At 41.5% G+C, this 17658-nt stretch carries 9 protein-coding genes; 1 reads left to right on the plus strand and 8 read right to left on the minus strand.

All coding sequences use genetic code 11. The features are described from left to right. Positions 1–120: 120 nt before the first annotated feature. From ACLCDV_RS25180 to ACLCDV_RS25215, 8 genes are all read right to left on the minus strand, one after another. Positions 121–1467, minus strand: a complete 1347-nt coding sequence (locus ACLCDV_RS25180; RefSeq protein WP_411972524.1) for a BT_3987 domain-containing protein — start codon at positions 1465–1467, stop codon at positions 121–123. 22 nt (positions 1468–1489) lie between these two features. Continuing rightward, positions 1490–3328 carry a RagB/SusD family nutrient uptake outer membrane protein gene (locus ACLCDV_RS25185; protein ID WP_333577378.1) on the minus strand — a complete coding sequence of 613 codons (1839 nt, stop codon included), beginning with the start codon at positions 3326–3328 and terminating at the stop codon, positions 1490–1492. Between the two features lie 11 nt (positions 3329–3339). Then, positions 3340–6657 (minus strand): TonB-dependent receptor, encoded by a 3318-nt coding sequence (locus ACLCDV_RS25190; protein ID WP_333577379.1) that lies wholly within the window; start codon positions 6655–6657, stop codon positions 3340–3342. Positions 6658–6837: 180 nt separating this feature from the next. After that, on the minus strand, positions 6838–8010 hold the full coding sequence (locus tag ACLCDV_RS25195; RefSeq protein ID WP_317669109.1) for a FecR family protein: 1173 nt from the start codon (positions 8008–8010) through the stop codon (positions 6838–6840). Between the two features lie 209 nt (positions 8011–8219). Further along, on the minus strand, positions 8220–8798 hold the full coding sequence (locus tag ACLCDV_RS25200; protein ID WP_317669108.1) for an RNA polymerase sigma-70 factor: 579 nt from the start codon (positions 8796–8798) through the stop codon (positions 8220–8222). Between the two features lie 141 nt (positions 8799–8939). Continuing rightward, positions 8940–11723 carry a sugar-binding domain-containing protein gene (locus tag ACLCDV_RS25205; protein WP_411972525.1) on the minus strand — a complete coding sequence of 928 codons (2784 nt, stop codon included), beginning with the start codon at positions 11721–11723 and terminating at the stop codon, positions 8940–8942. A 6-nt stretch (positions 11724–11729) separates the two neighbouring features. Beyond that, positions 11730–15098: a DUF5107 domain-containing protein gene (locus tag ACLCDV_RS25210; RefSeq protein WP_411972526.1), complete on the minus strand. Its 3369-nt coding sequence runs from the start codon at positions 15096–15098 to the stop codon at positions 11730–11732. A 54-nt stretch (positions 15099–15152) separates the two neighbouring features. Further along, the gene (locus ACLCDV_RS25215) at positions 15153–16529 is read right to left on the minus strand and encodes a sugar porter family MFS transporter (protein WP_317669105.1); all 1377 of its coding nucleotides are present in this window, start codon (positions 16527–16529) and stop codon (positions 15153–15155) included. 129 nt (positions 16530–16658) lie between these two features. Between ACLCDV_RS25215 and ACLCDV_RS25220 the strand changes: the two genes are divergently transcribed. Further along, positions 16659–17552, plus strand: a complete 894-nt coding sequence (locus ACLCDV_RS25220) for an AraC family transcriptional regulator (protein ID WP_317669104.1) — start codon at positions 16659–16661, stop codon at positions 17550–17552. Positions 17553–17658 lie beyond the last annotated feature (106 nt).

Genomic DNA, 17658 nt, shown 5'->3' on the forward strand with positions numbered 1-17658 from the left:
TGTTAGTTTGTTTTCTAAACTGGCATTTAGATAAAAAAGTCACTCCGTTTTCCGGAGTGACTTTCAGCTCTACCAGATTGTACGTTAAGCTATATCATGCCTAAAATAGGATGTATGCTATTATAGCCCTTTGACATATACTTCTGCAATAGCGGATGAAGGAGGACGATTACTTGCTGTAACCGTACATTTTAAATAACGTGCTTTTGTCGTTGGAACATTAACGGCCAACGTCGATTTGGCACTATTTGTTCCAAAATCAATTTTTCCTAATGGAACATAGGTTTTGTTATCATTACTAGCCGAAAACTCAACAACTTTTAAATCATTATTCCAAAGTCGCCGTGTCAATTCAACCATCATCACATTATATTCTTTGCCGAAATCTATAATCACGTAATGTGGCAATGGTGGTTCTCCGCCCATCCATACGTTATGCCAGAAGGTATCCGGGTTTCCGTCGAGTATATTTTCCTTTTCACCACCGCCAATCCATTCGGAAGAAGCAGCGATGACCTTCCAGCCACTTCGTGCAATATCTGGCGGCTGAAATGAAACAGGAACTAATATTGTCGAAGCTACGGGGTTAATCCCATTTTTTGAAACCGACTTAATTCGTAAAGGCAAAGCATATTCTCCGAATAAATTGGTTGTTCCATCAATAAGCCCCTTTTTCAAAATTGTATAGGAAAAGCTCGTTTTATTCTTTTTTGCTGCAATTTTATACGGTTCAGGCAAGAGTTGATAAGCTTCTTTTGGAAGCAATTTCAACTTCTTATCCTCGCTGACTGCTCCGTTGTAGACAGTTAAAACGGTTGGATCAACTTCAATCTCATAGTCAAGATCCCATTGGTTAGGGTAGTTTGTGCCTAATGTTGCTTCGCCTACTGCTTGTTCAGCACCTGTGGGGCTTAATTTGATTTGATCCAGCTGCAGTCCTGGTGATGTAAACTCCAAAAAAGGATCTTTAACGTTGGGGATGAGCAATGTAGTTGCCATTTCAGGTTTCAACGCATGCAATATTCCGCCCTCAGCTTCAATACGGCAAGGAATAACATACAACTCCTTATACTTTCCCTGCAACGCTTTTATACGTTCGCTATCAAAAATAACGGCAATATCTTGTAGATAATCCTTTTTTTCAAATGCTAATGCTGTTTGATCAATTTTGTAGCAATCTGCGGGGAGCAGCTTATAGTTTGTCCCTTCTTGCGCATTATATGCTGCTAGATAAGCTTCGTCAATCTTGAAGTTGACCTTCGCAGCCTGTTGCCCGATACCTGCTTTCACAACAGTAACATTATAATCAAACTTTCCCCAGTCAAATACGGTTATTTTATTCTCTTTGAAATCTCTGAAATAAATGGTGTCATCGACCATGTTATTCATCCGGTCATCCTTTTGACATCCATTCAACAGAAATAGGCCCAAAAAGACAACACAGCAGGATATATAATTTCTCATCATTTTCAGTATTAATAAATACGTACTACCATCCATAATTTTGTGTTATGTTTATCATCTCGCTCAGTTGCTTTTGCTGTATGGGGAAAAAGTAATGTTTTGCCTGAAAACTTCTCTTTCCAGGAAAAACATCTTTTGTACGTTCCCAGGAAGCTTCATAAGTTGTAGCTGCGACATTGCGTGTGTAATAAGGCTCGTTCATTTCCTGTTCTGCAATCATCCATGTTCTTAGATCTGGATAGCGATGCCCCTCAAAAGCCATTTCTACCATGCGCTCCTTACGAAGAAGTTCTCGAAGCAACTCTTTATTTCCCAAGACTTCAGGGTAAGCCTCCTCCAATTTATTCAAGCCGCTGCGTTGTCGCACGAGATTCACATACTTCAATGCTTCAGCTTCATTTCGACTTGGTTTTTCATTACATGCTTCTGCATAATTGAGGTATATCTCTGCAAGACGAAAAAAAGGCCAGGCAAACTGTCCCCAGTTTCCAGATTCTATATCATTTGTTGGATCACTCATCCGCCGCCACAAATAGCCTGATTTCACACAGTCGCCTGTTTTGGTATACGATGAAGTTCCGCCATCAAAGAATGTCACCTGCCTAGGCTGAGGTTTTGGGTTGGTCCAATACATCCCGTTGGCCAAAATAGATGCATAAAAACGAGCATCCCTTCCGACACAACTGTTATGTGCTTTAAAGGAGGCAAAATTATCCAGTGGATGTACATAGTTATCTGTAAATCCTGTTTCCTTATACCCTGATTTTTCATCGATTATGGGCTGTCCATTGCTACTGTAACCTGTAATCGGGTAGCGTCCAGAGCTTGCCATTGGATAAGTGTCTACCAATTTTAAGGAAGGCGCATAACCACCCCAGCCCATTGTCACAACCCGTGGTGGTGCGGTTCGTACATTATAATTGAAGCCATCATCGGACCATCTTCCCCAGATAACTTCCGAATTCCATTTATCAAAATAAATACCCATATAGGATTTGATCGCACGTCGGAAAGCGTTCGTCTCCTTGTTATCTTGGTAAAGGGCATACAAATTCAGATCAATTAGCTCTTTGGCTGATTTCGCCGCAAGCTCCCATTTATTGGGATCCGCTGCCTGTGGGAATAAGAATTCACCACTTTTATTCTTTATTCCCAGATATAGCTTCGTCCCGTTAAATAACGGTCGGGCCATATACAGGAGCAGTTCAGATTTTGCCGCCATCACAGCTCCTTTTGTCAGACGACCGTACCAAGCCTGATCAGTTATTTCTTGTGGCAGGACAGCACTTGCTTTATCAAATTCAGAAAGTATAAAATCCACATTCGTCTGCAAAGACATACGGTCCACTGTTGTGGGATCAATTTTACTATCAGGTGCACGGTCGCCCCATACAAATACGGGCCCATATCTTTTTAATAGCAGATAATAAAAATAGGCTCTTAAAAAACGGGCCTCAGCTTTCATGATATCTTTAGTAGCAGCGCTCAATTCTACATTTCTATCAATATTTTCAATAAAAATGGTTGCCTGATTAATCCCTTTATAATTCTGTTCCCAAGTTGTATAATCCTGTGTTGTAACTCCCCAGGCACCGTTCGTAAAGTTGAGCCATGGAACCCAGGCAACCCAAGAAAACAAGGCTTCATCACTTAGTGGCACATTTCCACCCTCACCGCTAAACATGTCATGTTCTATGGGCAAATAACCATATACCTGAGCTAAGTATTGCTCAGTGGTTTTCCGTTTATTGAACACCTCTTCCAAGGTCATCTGATTTTCCAGATCTACATCCAGGTATTTGCTACATGACCCGAAGGAAAGTAACAACAAAAGACAAGAAACCGAGTATATATACTTTTTCATTTTCATTCAGATTAGAGTGTCACACTTAAACCAACATTAAATACACGCATTTGGGGATAACTGCTACCCGAGACCGTCTCCAATTCGGGATCCCATAGTTTGAACTTACTAAACGTGAATACATTCACGCCTTGTGCATAAATACGCACGATGGACATTTTCCATTTTTCGGTCAACAGCTTTGGCAACGTGTAGCCTAGTTCTAGATTCTTCAAACGGATAAAACTCATATCGCGCTGCCATAAGGTTGAAGGCTGAGCGTTATTGGCAATATTAAATGACAATCGTGGGTAAATAGCATTTGGATCTGGATTGTCTGCACTCCAGCGATGATCAGCTACATCCGAATAAATCTGTCCATAACCCCAAATATTTCCGGTTTGACCATATAAAGGTCCACCTGCAATAATCCGCGATATTTGTCCAACACCATGGAAAAAGGCCGATAAATCAAATCCCTTCCAAGATACACTGGTTCCAAACCCATAATTCCATTGTGGCATCTCTGTGTTTCCTATAGCCACTTTGTCTTCATCCGTAATTTCACCGTCACCATTGATATCACGGTATTTGACATCTCCAGGGCGTATAATGTCGCCATAACGCTGAATTGGGCTATGTGCGATATCTTCTTCCGACTGAAACAGTCCCAAAGCAATCAAGCCACGCTGTTGCCCCCAACGCTGTCCAATCTCAGACTGGTAAGCCCATCTCGGAACTGGATTATCATCAAATAATTTTTTATTTCGGTTATAGGTCAGGTTACCACGAATTTGTATTCCCACTTCCCCCTGACGATGATTAAATTCCAATGAACCTTCGGCTCCTTTATTCTGCATCTGCCCAATATTAACGTAAGGTTTTACATTAATTCCCACGATTGAAGGGACACTACCTTGAAGAATATAAATTCCATCGCGCTTTTCGGCGAAATAATCGGCTTGTATAGTCAGCTTATTAAACAGACTTAGTTCAAGACCAATATTACGCTTTAATGCACTTTCCCAGGCAACCAACGGGTTACCGGGATAACCAGTTGCTATACCTTGAATATAATTTTTACCGCCAATGCCGAAAGAATAACCGCCATCGAGTTTCATTTCGGAATTATAGGCAAACCGACGGGAACCGCCGATTTTATCACTGCCAATCTTACCAATGGATCCCCGGATCTTCAAGAAGTTTACAACAGGCAAAAGCGACTTGAAGAAGGACTCATTACTAATAACATAGCCCATAGCTAGGGAAGGAAAGAAACCAAAGCGTTTCTTTGGCGCAAAGTTCTCCGAACCATTATAGCCAAAGTTACCTTCTATAAAATAGCGGTCTTGGTAGGAATAGGTCAAACGTGAAGCAATCCCCGTATTGCGATAGGGAAACGCTGCAATATAATCCCGTTCTGGAAAGTTATTTGTTCGCTCGCGCATAGAAAACAGGAACAACCCGCCCACACGATGTTTTTCACCAAACAACTGGTCATACATTAGAGAGCTTTCAAAATTGGTCGCACGCTCTCCAGAATGATAATCCGCTAAAGCAAGATAATCACTGCCATTACCATTATCTTTTAAAATGAGATTCCCTTCACTGTCACGTGGATTTGCTTTGTCAACATAATAAGTGGTCGGAGCCTTTCTTTTGTCTAAGGTCGAAGAGTTCTTTGCATCCCAGGAGAATTTGACATTCGCTTTCAAACCGGGAGTTATCAGCTCCGAAAAATCCTGCGTTATACCAATCAATGACTGTGCATTATTCCAAAAATCCTTCGAGAATCCAGTGGTATTGAGTGCATAATATGGGTTTCTCCCGCCTTGGGGCTGTGCATAAGCTCCATTGGAAAACTGGATAGGCGTTGCGACCGGAGTGGTATGCAGCACCATTTCATACATATCGCTTAAATTGACACCCAATCGATTTTTTGTTTCATATTGATTGGAGAGATTCAGATTTACTTCTGTCGATTTAGAAAGTCTGATATCGACATTCGATCTAAAATTGATCCGATCGAAATTTACCGACGGATCATAATTAGATGTTTTTCGAGGCTGAAAGATTCCATTCTCTTTCATGTAGGAACCCGACACATAATACTTAATAAAATCACCTCCTCCGGTTACATTCACGTTCAAACGCTCATTTGATGTTCTCTTTTTAAAGATTTCTTGCATCCAATCTACATTTGGATATACATCCGGGTCAACTTTATTCACATATTTATTTATCTCTTCCTGTGTCAATGGTGCTTTTCCAGAAGCTTCAAAATTGATATCGTTATAATAATCTAACCATTGAGCGGCATTTGCCAATTTAGGCAAGACAACAGGTTCCAACATACCACGCTCAACACGAGCATTAATTGTTGGTTTGGCACTTTTCTTTCCTCTTTTTGTCGTGATGATCACAATACCATTGGCGCCCCTTACTCCGTACACGGCTGTGGCAGTTGCATCTTTCAAAACTGAAAAAGACTCCACATCCTCAGGATCAACTAGATCCATTGGACGCTCGATTCCATCGACTAAAATCAATGGACTGTTACTTCCTGCAAAACTACTGACCCCTCGTATCCAGAATGAAGTTGCCGACCCCGGCTCGCCAGAGCCCTGAACCGTAACAACTCCCGCCATCTGCCCCGCCAATGCGCTACTGATTTTAGCTACGGGAGTTTTTAACTGCTGCGGAGAAACACTGCTAATCGCTCCTACCACACTAATTTTTCGTTGTTTTCCATAAGCAACAACTACCGCCTCCTCCAGATCAGCTACTGCGGGCTCCAAAGTGACATTCAGCTGATTTGACGTACTAATATTACGCTCGAACGACTGAAATCCTACCAGAGAAAACTGTAGCACCTTGTGCTGATCTTCAATTTCCAAAGCAAATTGCCCCTGCGCATCGGTCTTCGTTCCAATAGTTGTCCCCTTAACCGAAACCGTGACACTTTCCAATGGCATTCCCTTCACATCCGACACAACACCGGTAATCCTCCTTCGCTGTATCTGAATGATATTGACCGGCGCAATTGGCGAAGAAATTTGCTTCGCCCGTATCAATACGGTATTCAACGTCAATTCATAGGTCAGGCCTCTTTCCGATAAGAATTCCTGAAGTAGCTCTTTAAAGTTTTTGTGGTTCGCTTTAATGGTTACTCTTTTCTGTTTATTAATCAAACTGTTATTATACAAAAACTCGTACCCCGTTTGTTTTTGAATCTCATCCAGGACGTCCACCAAACGTCCGTTTTTTATATCCAATGTCACTTGCTGACCAAAGCTAGATGCATAGACGTGCACCATGGAGATGATGAGGATTAGTATGCATACTTTCATCCTGATAAATGCTTTTACAAAGAATTTTTGTGTAAAAAAGCAACTTTTGCTATTCCTTTTATACATTTGTATAGGTTTGGTGTTAAATGGTTCATAACTCAATTAGGTCTATTTAATTGCTAAACAACGATCGGGAGTGTTGCGAGCACTTCCGATTACTTTTAGCTGAAGGTCACATCATTACATAACAAGGACCCTCCCATCCTGAATTTTAAATTTATAATTAGATATTTTCTCCAGCTGTCCGAACAGATCCGACAGCTTTTTAGTTCTCTTTATCATCCCCGTAAATGTATCTCTTGAGGACGACTGCACCTTAATTTCTTTAATATCGTACCATTCGCTCACCTTTCTCAAAACAGTCTCAATATTGTCTTCCGAAAAGCGAAAGAAACCATCCCGCCAGGCAAGCACCTCTTTTAGATCAGCTTCTTGCAGCACAATTTGCTTCGTACGCAGATCAGTTTGTGCTTGCATCCCTGGGCTCAAAATCTGTTGATTCTGTCCGGCGCTTACAGCGACTTTACCTTTGATTAAAGTGGTCAATATTTTAGTTTTGCTTAAATCAGAAGCAACATTAAATTGCGTCCCCAACACACTGATCTTGGTTTGCTTGGTCTGAACTACAAAAGGTTTGCGACTGTCGTGAGTGACATCAAAATAAGCTTCACCATCCAAGGATACTGTGCGAGTGTGATCATCAAAATGCGTGGGATAGGTCAAGCTAGCGCCAGAGTTTAGTTGAACCTGTGTGCCATCAATCAGCTTCACGGTCAATGAACTACCTTTTGGACTAAGGAAAGTTCTCATCTCGGATTTGCCTTTGCCATTATTTCTTATCTGATACACTACTGTGCCATCTGTTGCTTTAACGATGCTCAGATCGTTTTTATCCAAGGTCTCGGGATGCTCTTCTGAAATTGAATATTGATCACCATTTGAAAGTTTAAGTATAGGTGCACCGTTTTCCGGCAAGGCGATTTCCTTTGGCGAGATGGCTTGTTGAGACGTTGTTTCCTGCGCGCTTTGCTGGACCAAAAACAGAATTGAAAAACAAAAGACAACAATTGCGGCAGCAATCCCCCCCCATTTGATGTAGCGCAGCTTTGATTTTCTTTCATTTCCTATCTCTTCATGATGTTCCCCTATTCGACTTGAGATCTGATTTAAAACCTGATCCCTGTTAAACAACTCTGAGCGTTCAGGAATTCTTTCGCCCATACGTTCAAAAAGATCAGAGAATTCAGCTTCTTCCAGCTGATCTAATTGATCGAGCATCTCTTTCAATTCCGAACGAGAGATTGTATTTCTAAAATAATGGGTTAGCAAATAGCGTAGTCTTTCTTCTTGCATGGTCAAATTGGTTCGTACTTTCTAAGTATTTATTTTAGACAGTACACCGCAAAAACAGAAAAGGACTACAGCGAAAAATATTTTTTTATTTTTTTTTATACCTACTGGATCCCCTATCGTCGTAAAAATTTATTAATTGACTCCAAGTCCTAACCAAGGGGATGACAACGGCTCGTCAATACGGATACATTAAGAAATGAGATCCTTTTTTAGAAAAAATAAAAAAATAGGGTTAATAGCGGATTTCGTCCAGAACGGACTTGTTTTAAATGTTTCGATGCTCTGGCAAGATGGTTTTTTACAGTATTCTTAGAAAGATTTAGTTCTTCTGCAATTTGATTGTGAGGTATCCCTTCGATTCGGCTTAATGTAAAAACAAGTTTTTGTTGTTCAGGAAGTAGGGAAAGATAATTTTCTATTTCACCAGCAAGTTCCTTTCGTTCTATTAAACCGTCGGCGCTATCCGAATGATGTTCAATATGGTAATATAGAAGCTCAAAGGCCGAATGAGAACGCTTAATACTTCTTAGTTTATTAAAACACTCTCTTTTAGTCAATACATAGAGAAACGGCCAGAGATCCACATCCTGTTTTATACTTTCTCTATTGGTCCACAGTTTCACGAAAACTTCCTGCACGACATCCTCGCTCCAACCTGTATCTTTCAACAAATGGAAAGATACATCGAAAATGCGGTCTGCATATCGTTCGTAAAGTTTTGGTAAAACAGCCTGCTTTCCTATAGAGAGCGCCTGGATCAAATTGGCTTCATCGTTTTCTTTTCTCATAACTAAAGCGCCCAATCTTCAGTTTATTGGTCTTTGTGCTTTTCAGGTAACAATTAGATTACAAGGCCAAGTTAACAATTATTTCAACATATTTATTTTAAAAAATCAAGCATATTAAATTTTTCCAAAGCGATCTTCTAACTAATAGATCGCTTTGGGTTCGGATTTTTCTTGCGCTTCTTTGTAGCGCAATACCTGCGATAGAATTGCCGGATTTTCGATCACTTTAGGCCTAAACTTTGTACTGTTCATATACGCTAATATGGAGCTCAACAGCTGTCTTGCAACGGGCCTATTGGCTAGATCCGCCTCCATATCGAACGAAGCGATCATCAGCTTGCCTGATCCTACCGTCCCTTCAAAAAGAGATGCTAATCTTCTATTATTGGCAAAGTTATCAATGAGCTCTACAACTGCATGTCCACCTTTGACCTGATCCGTAATCATCGTAGTCGATTTAATTTGGAGATCCCACCATTGCCAATCCGTATGATTATCTGTCGGGAAATCGGCAAATACAGGATGTTTAGGATCACAAAGCAACCCCATTGTACCTGCCTGTTTAGGAAAATGTACGGGGCTCCAGAACACAGGAACAAACTTCCCTTCAATACCATCTATTTTCTTCCAGTTGGGGTTTAAAAGCACCTTCTTCCCCTCTTTCAACCAACGCATTGCTTCCTCCAATTCGCGCGTATAGCTAACTTCCCCAAAATTAACGGCTACCTTCTGAGGATACACCCAAATATTCCAATGATTTTCGTATGAAGTACCCTCAAGTTTAAGTTGAATCGTCAATTTCTTCGCCTGTCCAATTGTTTGTAATGGTACTTCTAAATGCCCCACATTGCCTTGATGTCCTTTTCCAATGGTTGACTGAAAATGTCCCTGTGCGACTATTTTTCCCGCATCTTTCAGGAACCAACTAATCCCCTGATTCTTCAAAATCTCCTGTCCATAATTACTCACATCTATAGAAGCTTTGAACGTTTCATCGTTGGTATATACAGCTTTCGCAAACTGAAGCAAAGGCACTACTGGAGCACTAAATTGTCGAAATTCTGCCGCAGAGAGAATATGTTTGCTGTCCCAAAAAGCATCTAATAAGCCTACTAATGCCGTTCCCTGACCAGGGAAATCGTGAAGATCAAGGAGCTGATAACCACTGATACCCGGTGTCTTCAACGCTCTTTCCATCTCCTCTTTGTACAGAATAGCTGCCAATTTTCCCGAGGACATCGTATATGCGCTGGCCTTATGTAATAATCCTTTTTGTTTTAGATCTTCTGCTACAGAAATGAAGTTTAACGGTTTTAAAACACCTTTATATTTTTTGATTTCGGCGAGATTGGGATAGACAGCATATTGTCCAATTTCGTGCGTCACGACCGGAATCGAAATTCCTTCCAAAGAATTGCTGTAGTTTTTATTGAATGTAGGTGTTTCGCTATTAAATACACCTTGTCCCCGTACCCAGCCCTTGGCTGTCCACTGGGTAATCAGATAATCATCATAGGGTTCTTCCTTGACACCATGCCCTTGCTGGAATGTAAAAGAAGTTGCGGTATAAAGATGCCGTTTGTCTTTTTCCTTTATGTATTTTACCAGCGCATTCAGCGCATTGAAATCACCACTCAACTCGTTACCCATGCTCCAAAAACAAAAGGACGGATGGTTTCCATAGGTTTGCATTATTCGATCGGCCTCTTCATAGAGAAAATTCATCACTCCCTCATCTTTACCAAGATTATTCTCCCAGATTGGCAACTCAATTTGAAGATAGAATCCCAATTCGTCAGCAACAGCAAAGGCCGCCTCAGGAGGACACCATGAATGAAACCTCAGATGATTTAGCCCCCATTCGCGCGCTGTCACAAAGACTTTTCTCCAACCGGCCTTATCCATCGGCGGATGTCCCGTTAACGGAAAGATACTGCATTCCAATGTTCCCCTCAAAAATAAAGGCTCACCATTGACTTTTAGCATGGTCCCATCCGTAGAAAGCTCACGCATACCTATTGAGGTACTCAATGTTGATACGGCATCTATGGTTGTCAATTCCAGATTGATGTCGTACAAATGCGGTGAAAATTCGCTCCAAAGTTTCAGTTTGTCACCAAGAAGGTAGTTTAGATTAATTGCTGAATCCCCTGGCGACAGCTGAATGATTCTTTCAACGGATGGTAGCGACCCCATTTTGTCTTTTACCTTTATTTTCAGTTTACCGACAACGGCCTTTGCAAGTCTATTACGGAGATTGATCTGCAGATTGATTTCCTTTTTCGCTAGATTAGGACTCGCATACACAGACTTCAGACGCACCGCATCGTAGGCCTGAATAGCTATCTTTCCAAGAATGCCATTCCAAATAATTTGGGTGTGATCGGTATAAGCATGTGCCATATCATCAACGCTAATTGGGAGCTTCTTCCTGTTATCTATGCGGATTGTCAACCGATGTTTCTTTCCTGCTTTCAGTAGCGAACTTAAGTCAAACTCATGCGGACTGACAAGGCTACGTTGCTTTTGTACTACCGCTATCCCATCGATCCAAACCCTAGACTCCCAAAGAACCCGCTCGAGGTTTAAAATGATCTCCTTACCTGTCCAACCTGCCGGAATTGAAATTTCCCGTGTATACCATGCTGCCCCCACATAACGATGTGCTCGCGTTAGATGCGAAAGCTGAGGTTTGGCAAGAGCAGGTGTCAACGTATTTACGGTTCCTAAACCCGCATCATCAGTTGTTCCTGGTAATCTGATCGATGTTTCGAACGATTTACCAGCCCAACCATGCTCGATACCGACATCGTCCGGATCAAGCCGAACCTTCCACTCACCTGCAAGGTCAAGACGATTTAATCCATCTGCCCAGACCGTATAACTTTGAAATAGAACGACGAATACAATGATATAGCGATACATACTGAATTAATTCTTTAAAGAAGTTTCACCTAAGAAAGAATACATAATAGCGTGGCTCCCTTGGTGATTGGGATCCAACTGCTGGACTTGTGCTAAATAATCCATTGCCAAAGCACGATCTCCATTCCCCAAATACCCCAATCCCATGACATACAAACAATGTATTTTATTCTTATGATCCAGATCTTCCTCCCAAATATCCATATCAGGCAAGGAAACTGCAAAATAATCTATTTTAAAAGGCTTGTCAATAAATAACTTTCCATGATCTATTAAACATTGAAAACGTTGTTCAGCTCGCACTGGATCACCAAGCTCATGCCAGGCTAAACCTTGATAAAATATCTTATCTGGTTGTGGATCATTATAGAAAAGGGCCTGCTGGGGTTCATCAGCACCTTCTGTTGCTTTATAGAAATAAACTTTAGCTTCTTCGTCCATCCCCAATAAACGATAGACGAGTCCCTTATAATAGTGAACATCGTTTTCTTCCATTGTAATAAGCTTACCTTCACCCAGGTTATGTGGATAATAATCAAGCGCCTTCAGCAAGGAAAGCGCCTGCTGCAGTTCATTTTGCAGTATCGATTTTTTGGCCAATTCGAGCTGACATATCGTGTATTGACGAGAGACCTTACCTTCCCCTCCTTCCCAGGGCTTAAACTGCCTGGAAGCAAGCAACGTTTTCGCGTCCTCATATTCACCCAAGAGATTAAATAGGGTGATCCGCTCCAAGAATAGATCGTCCCTAAGCGTCACCAAATCCGGATATCGATCGAGCAGGGCCAACCTTTCTTTGTAAGAGCGTCCCTCCTTCTTGTAGAGCTGATGAAGCTCCATGAGCAAACGTGCATCAGTTTCATCCAATGAAAATGCGCTCTCCAATAGGGGCAAGGCTTCTTTCTTCTTGTCTATCCGATTATAATAAGCTAAGGCCAAATTGCGAAAAACAGTAGGAAACTGTCCATCCAATTGAATAGAACGTTCCCAGCAGTCTACAGCATCCTGATGCTGTCTTTTACCATACCAAAGATTGCCCAAATAATACGATGCCTTTGCGTCAGCACTATTTAAAACTATGGCATGTCGGAGAATTGCAATCTCTTCCAAGCGATTTGGAAAACAATAGGTAGGATCCATAACGACGGCTTGATCACAATAAGTTTTAGCCCTGTCATGCAAGCCCAAAAGAGTCGCGAAATAACCGAGTGTATAATATACCATTGGGTAAACTAAGGTTACGTCTTCAATGGTTTTTTCCAGGAGTAAAGATGCTTCTTCATACAGACCGGCATGAGCAAAATCCAATGCATACTCCATCACACTATGAATATTAACGCGCGCTAAATCGAGAATAGGAGAAAATATCGATTCTTCTTGTGTTAACAGGTACCACTCGAATCGACAGCCCATATTAAACGGATCCAATTCCATTGATTCTTGAATCCATGCTAAAGCAGCATCTTTTGGCCCGATTTTTCTTAAAATAGAAGCTTTTAGTTGCCTTCCTTTATGGTGATACCAGTTTCTGCTCAATGACTGATCTATTTTTTCTAAAGCAGCTTTCCAATTGCCTCTCTTCGCATCAATTTGTGCCAAACCAAAATAACCAGAATCCTTCCATGCGGCATTCCATGTTGCTTTGTAGAAAGCTGCATAAGCCCCATTCAGATCCCCAGATAGTTGCAGAGCTACACCAAGGTTGTAGTAAGGTTCTCCATCATAAGGATTGGGATTACGCTCCGTAGCGCGAGCGATAGCGGTCTCAAAATAAGTGATAGACTCCTCTATCTTACCATTCCGCAACAAGAAAGCGCCCATTGCATTATTACATCTGATGTCGTTCGGTTCACGTCGTAGCGCCTCTTTATAGTAATCCAATGGATGATAAGTTGCATGCCGGTACTGCTCCAGATGCTGCCCTGTCAAAAACAATTCTTCGATAGAACAAATATCTTCGGGCAACAATGCTGCCTGTGCCGGTTTGGGTACATCTTTAGCATCCTTCACCTGCTCCTGCTGGTAAACCAATATTTCATGATTATTTTTATCATACACAGTCAATATGAGTTCGGTTGGTACACTCTCCAGTCCAGCAACACGTTGGGTATAAATATTCCGAGGAGAACAAGTCACTTGTTCGTCCAAATAGATTTTACCGGCCGTATTACGTAACAAAACACGTATATTTTCATGCCTCCCTGTTGTATACAAAACAATGTGAGCGGTCTGCTCCCTAACCTCCATATTGAGCACCGCATCTTTTGTTGCATTTTTCACCTGTCCAACTTCTGCGTAAGGCATAAAATACTGACACCAAGATTTCACTTCGTAAGGTTGTAACCAAGCAAAATCAGGCTGATTATCTGTATATACACCAGCCATCAATTCAATGTATGGCCCATTTTCATCTGTCAGGTTTCTATCCCAAGCGACACCAAAGTCACCATTTCCCCAGGTCCACTGTTTTTTCCCCGGTGAAATGTGATGGTCGGCCACATGCAACATCCCCGCATTGGTAGCACCAGCCTCATAGCCGCCAACGAAGTTGTATTTCGATTGAATGGCCATATAGGATGTCGGAACAGGAATATTTTTGTATTGTGCAATATCAACACCTGCCGAGTAATCGTACTTATAATAGGTCCCAGTAGCAATCGGGAAAGAAGAAACCTCTCGCTTTCCATGATCAAAAACGGCATTGACATCGGGAGGGAACACGGAATAATAGTCGTCATTCACAACAACAGCCGGATTGGCCCACCACAGAAAAGTTTGTGGCAATGCTGTCCGATTATACACCTGAACCTTGATTTCCAGATACGCTTTGTCGGGATGCAAAGTAAATCCCTGCATGGCCTTCATCCGAAACATACGTTCGATTTCGTTGCACCAAACCGTAATACTTCCATCGCTGTTGTGTTCGATTAAATGCTCTGTAGGCATAAAAGTAGTCGGTCTATGATGCTGAGGCCAATTAAATTCAATCCCTCCAGAAATCCAAGGACCAGTGAGCCCAACCAAAGCGGGCTTGATAACTTCATTATAGTAAACGAAATGTCGTTCTCTAACTTTATCATAAGCCATATGAACCCGTCCACCTAAAGCTGGAAGAATCATTACCTTGATATATTCATTTTCAAGAAATAGCGCCTGATAGATCTTGTTTCGCTTCTGATCGCTAATTTTCTCTATGATCGGATAGGGATATACTACCCCCGAGCTACCTTGGTATACGCGCTTTTCGGCAAATATGGGATTCTTCTCCATCGTCCCAATCTCGTATGTTGGAATCGCAACCTGCTCCTCCCATGCTTTTACGATCCCTTTCTGGTCAACTGTTGATTTTATAAGGTAACGAGTCAATTCTGTCATTTTCTTAATACGCTAATAGGTTTATATAGGTCGAGTTGATTATTCTAGTGCCAATTATCCTTCCAGTTCTTGTTCAATTTCTTCTAAGCTTTTTCCTTTGGTCTCTTTCAGTCGGCTCCATAGAAACAGATAACCGATAAAACAGACTCCTCCATACAGCCAGAATGTACCAGCTGCGCCCAGATTTTGATTCAGTAAAGGAAAAGTATACGTGAGCACAAAACATGCAATCCATAGTAATGATGTCGCAATCGCCATAGCCTGCGCCCTTACAGCGGTAGGGAATATTTCGGCGATAATTACCCAAGTAACAGGTGCCAAGGTCATTGCATACACCGCAATTCCGGCGAGCACAAGGAGAAGCACAAAAATGCCACTGCAATTGAAATAATAACATGCTCCTAAGGCAATATAAATCACAAAAAGTCCTGCCGATCCGAAGAGCATCAATGCACGACGACCAATTCGATCGACCAGATACATGCCAATGAATGTAAAAATTACATTGATCACTCCAGTGATAATAATATTGAAAAGCATCCCGGAAACTGTATATCCGGCAGCCGTAAAAATCTCTTGGGCATAATTAAAAATAACATTAATCCCACACCACTGCTGAAAGACCGCAATAAAGCTCCCTAGCAACAACAACCGCAGCAACTTGCCCTGAAATAAATTTCTTTTTCGGGTTTTACCCTGACTTTGTTCAGCCGCCTCGGCAATAGATTGAATATTTTCTGCTGCATATTCATCTCCGCCCATGCGTAAAAACACACGCTTTGCCTGTTCGTGCTTCCCTTTCGAATACAACCAACGGGGGCTTTCGGGAATCAGGAAAAGCAGCACCAAAAAAACGACCGCTGGGATCGCTCCTGCCCAAAACATCCATCTCCAACCCTCTTGCCCATTCCAGGTTTCTAGAATAGATTCTCCAGCTAAAACCGGCTTTGCAATGAGCCAATTGACTACTTGCGCTGCAAGTATGCCCAGTACAATGGTTAATTGATTGACCGATACAAATTTTCCCCGACTTTCTGCGGGGGCAATTTCCGCGATATACATCGGAGCCAAATTGGAGGCCACACCAATCCCTATCCCGCCCAAAATCCGATAAATAATAAAAGTGTCAAGTTCGGACGCCATGCCGGTTCCCAATGCAGAAATTATAAATAAAATTGCGGCTGTATAAATCAGTGGTTTTCTACCATAGCGATCTGCCAGTCCCCCCGAGAGCAGTACACCAACAAAGCTTCCCACAATCGCCGAAGACATGGCCCATCCCTGCAATGCAGGATCGGATTCCAAATGAAAATAAGCCTCGTAAAATGGTTTCGCACCTCCAATAACTACCCAATCATATCCAAATAGAAATCCACCAATAGCAGCCACAAAAGTGATCAATAACAGATAGGTTGTCGCAGTCTTTTGCATAAGAGTTTACATATTTAGATTTACTTAGGTAAAAGTAATGGATTACTTGGGGAGAATCATGTAAGTGAACACGATAAACATGTAAAATATTACTATTTTTATAAGGATAACCAAAAACAAGCTCGATTTATGAAACAAAACCAAGATGTCATCGCTGAAGGATTCAAAGGAGAAAAGGCGATTGTCCTTCCCTATGCCGTATGCAACTACCAGGCAGACAACAACATCACAACAAAATTACACATCACACATATCGGCTATTATCCCAATGCAAAAAAACACTACCGTGATCGTCCAGAAGGATGCAAGGAATATATTCTGATTTATTGCGAAAAAGGAAGTGGTTGGATAAAACAGGATGACACAACGCACAACCTTAAAAGAAACGATGTATTTATTATACCGAGAGATAGTGCCCATTGCTATGGCGCAAAATCAAATGATCCCTGGAGCATCTATTGGATTCATTTCGCCGGGACGGATGCGGCTCTTTTTAAACATATCATGGGCCAAGTGATTCATATAGATGACGCGGATTCAAACAAACATGCCAACCGCATCCAGCTCTTCGAAAGCATCTACAAAAATCTGGAAATGGGGTACAGCCCAGAAAATTTGGAGTATACGAGTTTTTGCTTTCAATATTTTTTAGCTTCCATTCAATATCAGACACAGTTTAGAGAAAGTAACCGAATTCAAGTAGACAATATTATACAGGACATCATCATATTTATGAAAGACAACCTGGAGAACAATATCAATTTGGAAGAGATTGCCGCACATTTCAACTATTCTAAATCACATCTTATTAACTTGTTCAAGCAGAAAACGTCTTACCCCCCCATGGTGTATTACAATCAACTACGGATGCAAAGAGCTTGCTCTTACCTGCAATTTACGCTACTCAAGATTAAAGAAATCGCATTTAAGCTCCAATTTTATGATCCCTTTCATTTTTCAAAGGCCTTTACACGAGAAATGAAAATGTCCCCCCAAGAATATCGCAAAAAATATCAAAAATAATGTCGGTTAAACCCTTCAGATTCATAAGCCATCCAGACCAGTTACCTCTAAACAATTGGTTATAAACGATTGGCTCTCCATTCGAACATCTTTTCTTGGTGCTATC

The sequence above is a fragment of the Sphingobacterium sp. Lzh-3 genome, from assembly GCF_046764375.1.
In the GTDB taxonomy this organism is placed as follows: Bacteria; Bacteroidota; Bacteroidia; order Sphingobacteriales; family Sphingobacteriaceae; genus Sphingobacterium.

Bases quoted from the DNA above. Each gene is read 5' to 3' on its own strand.
- ACLCDV_RS25205 (WP_411972525.1), bottom strand. From the start codon at position 11,723: ATGTATCGCTATATCATTGTATTCGTCGTTCTATTTCAAAGTTATACG.
- ACLCDV_RS25215 (WP_317669105.1), bottom strand. From the start codon at position 16,529: ATGCAAAAGACTGCGACAACCTATCTGTTATTGATCACTTTTGTGGCT.
- ACLCDV_RS25185 (WP_333577378.1), bottom strand. From the start codon at position 3,328: ATGAAAAAGTATATATACTCGGTTTCTTGTCTTTTGTTGTTACTTTCC.
- ACLCDV_RS25200 (WP_317669108.1), bottom strand. From the start codon at position 8,798: ATGAGAAAAGAAAACGATGAAGCCAATTTGATCCAGGCGCTCTCTATA.
- ACLCDV_RS25210 (WP_411972526.1), bottom strand. From the start codon at position 15,098: ATGACAGAATTGACTCGTTACCTTATAAAATCAACAGTTGACCAGAAA.
- ACLCDV_RS25190 (WP_333577379.1), bottom strand. From the start codon at position 6,657: ATGAAAGTATGCATACTAATCCTCATCATCTCCATGGTGCACGTCTAT.
- ACLCDV_RS25220 (WP_317669104.1), top strand. From the start codon at position 16,659: ATGAAACAAAACCAAGATGTCATCGCTGAAGGATTCAAAGGAGAAAAG.
- ACLCDV_RS25195 (WP_317669109.1), bottom strand. From the start codon at position 8,010: ATGCAAGAAGAAAGACTACGCTATTTGCTAACCCATTATTTTAGAAAT.
- ACLCDV_RS25180 (WP_411972524.1), bottom strand. From the start codon at position 1,467: ATGATGAGAAATTATATATCCTGCTGTGTTGTCTTTTTGGGCCTATTT.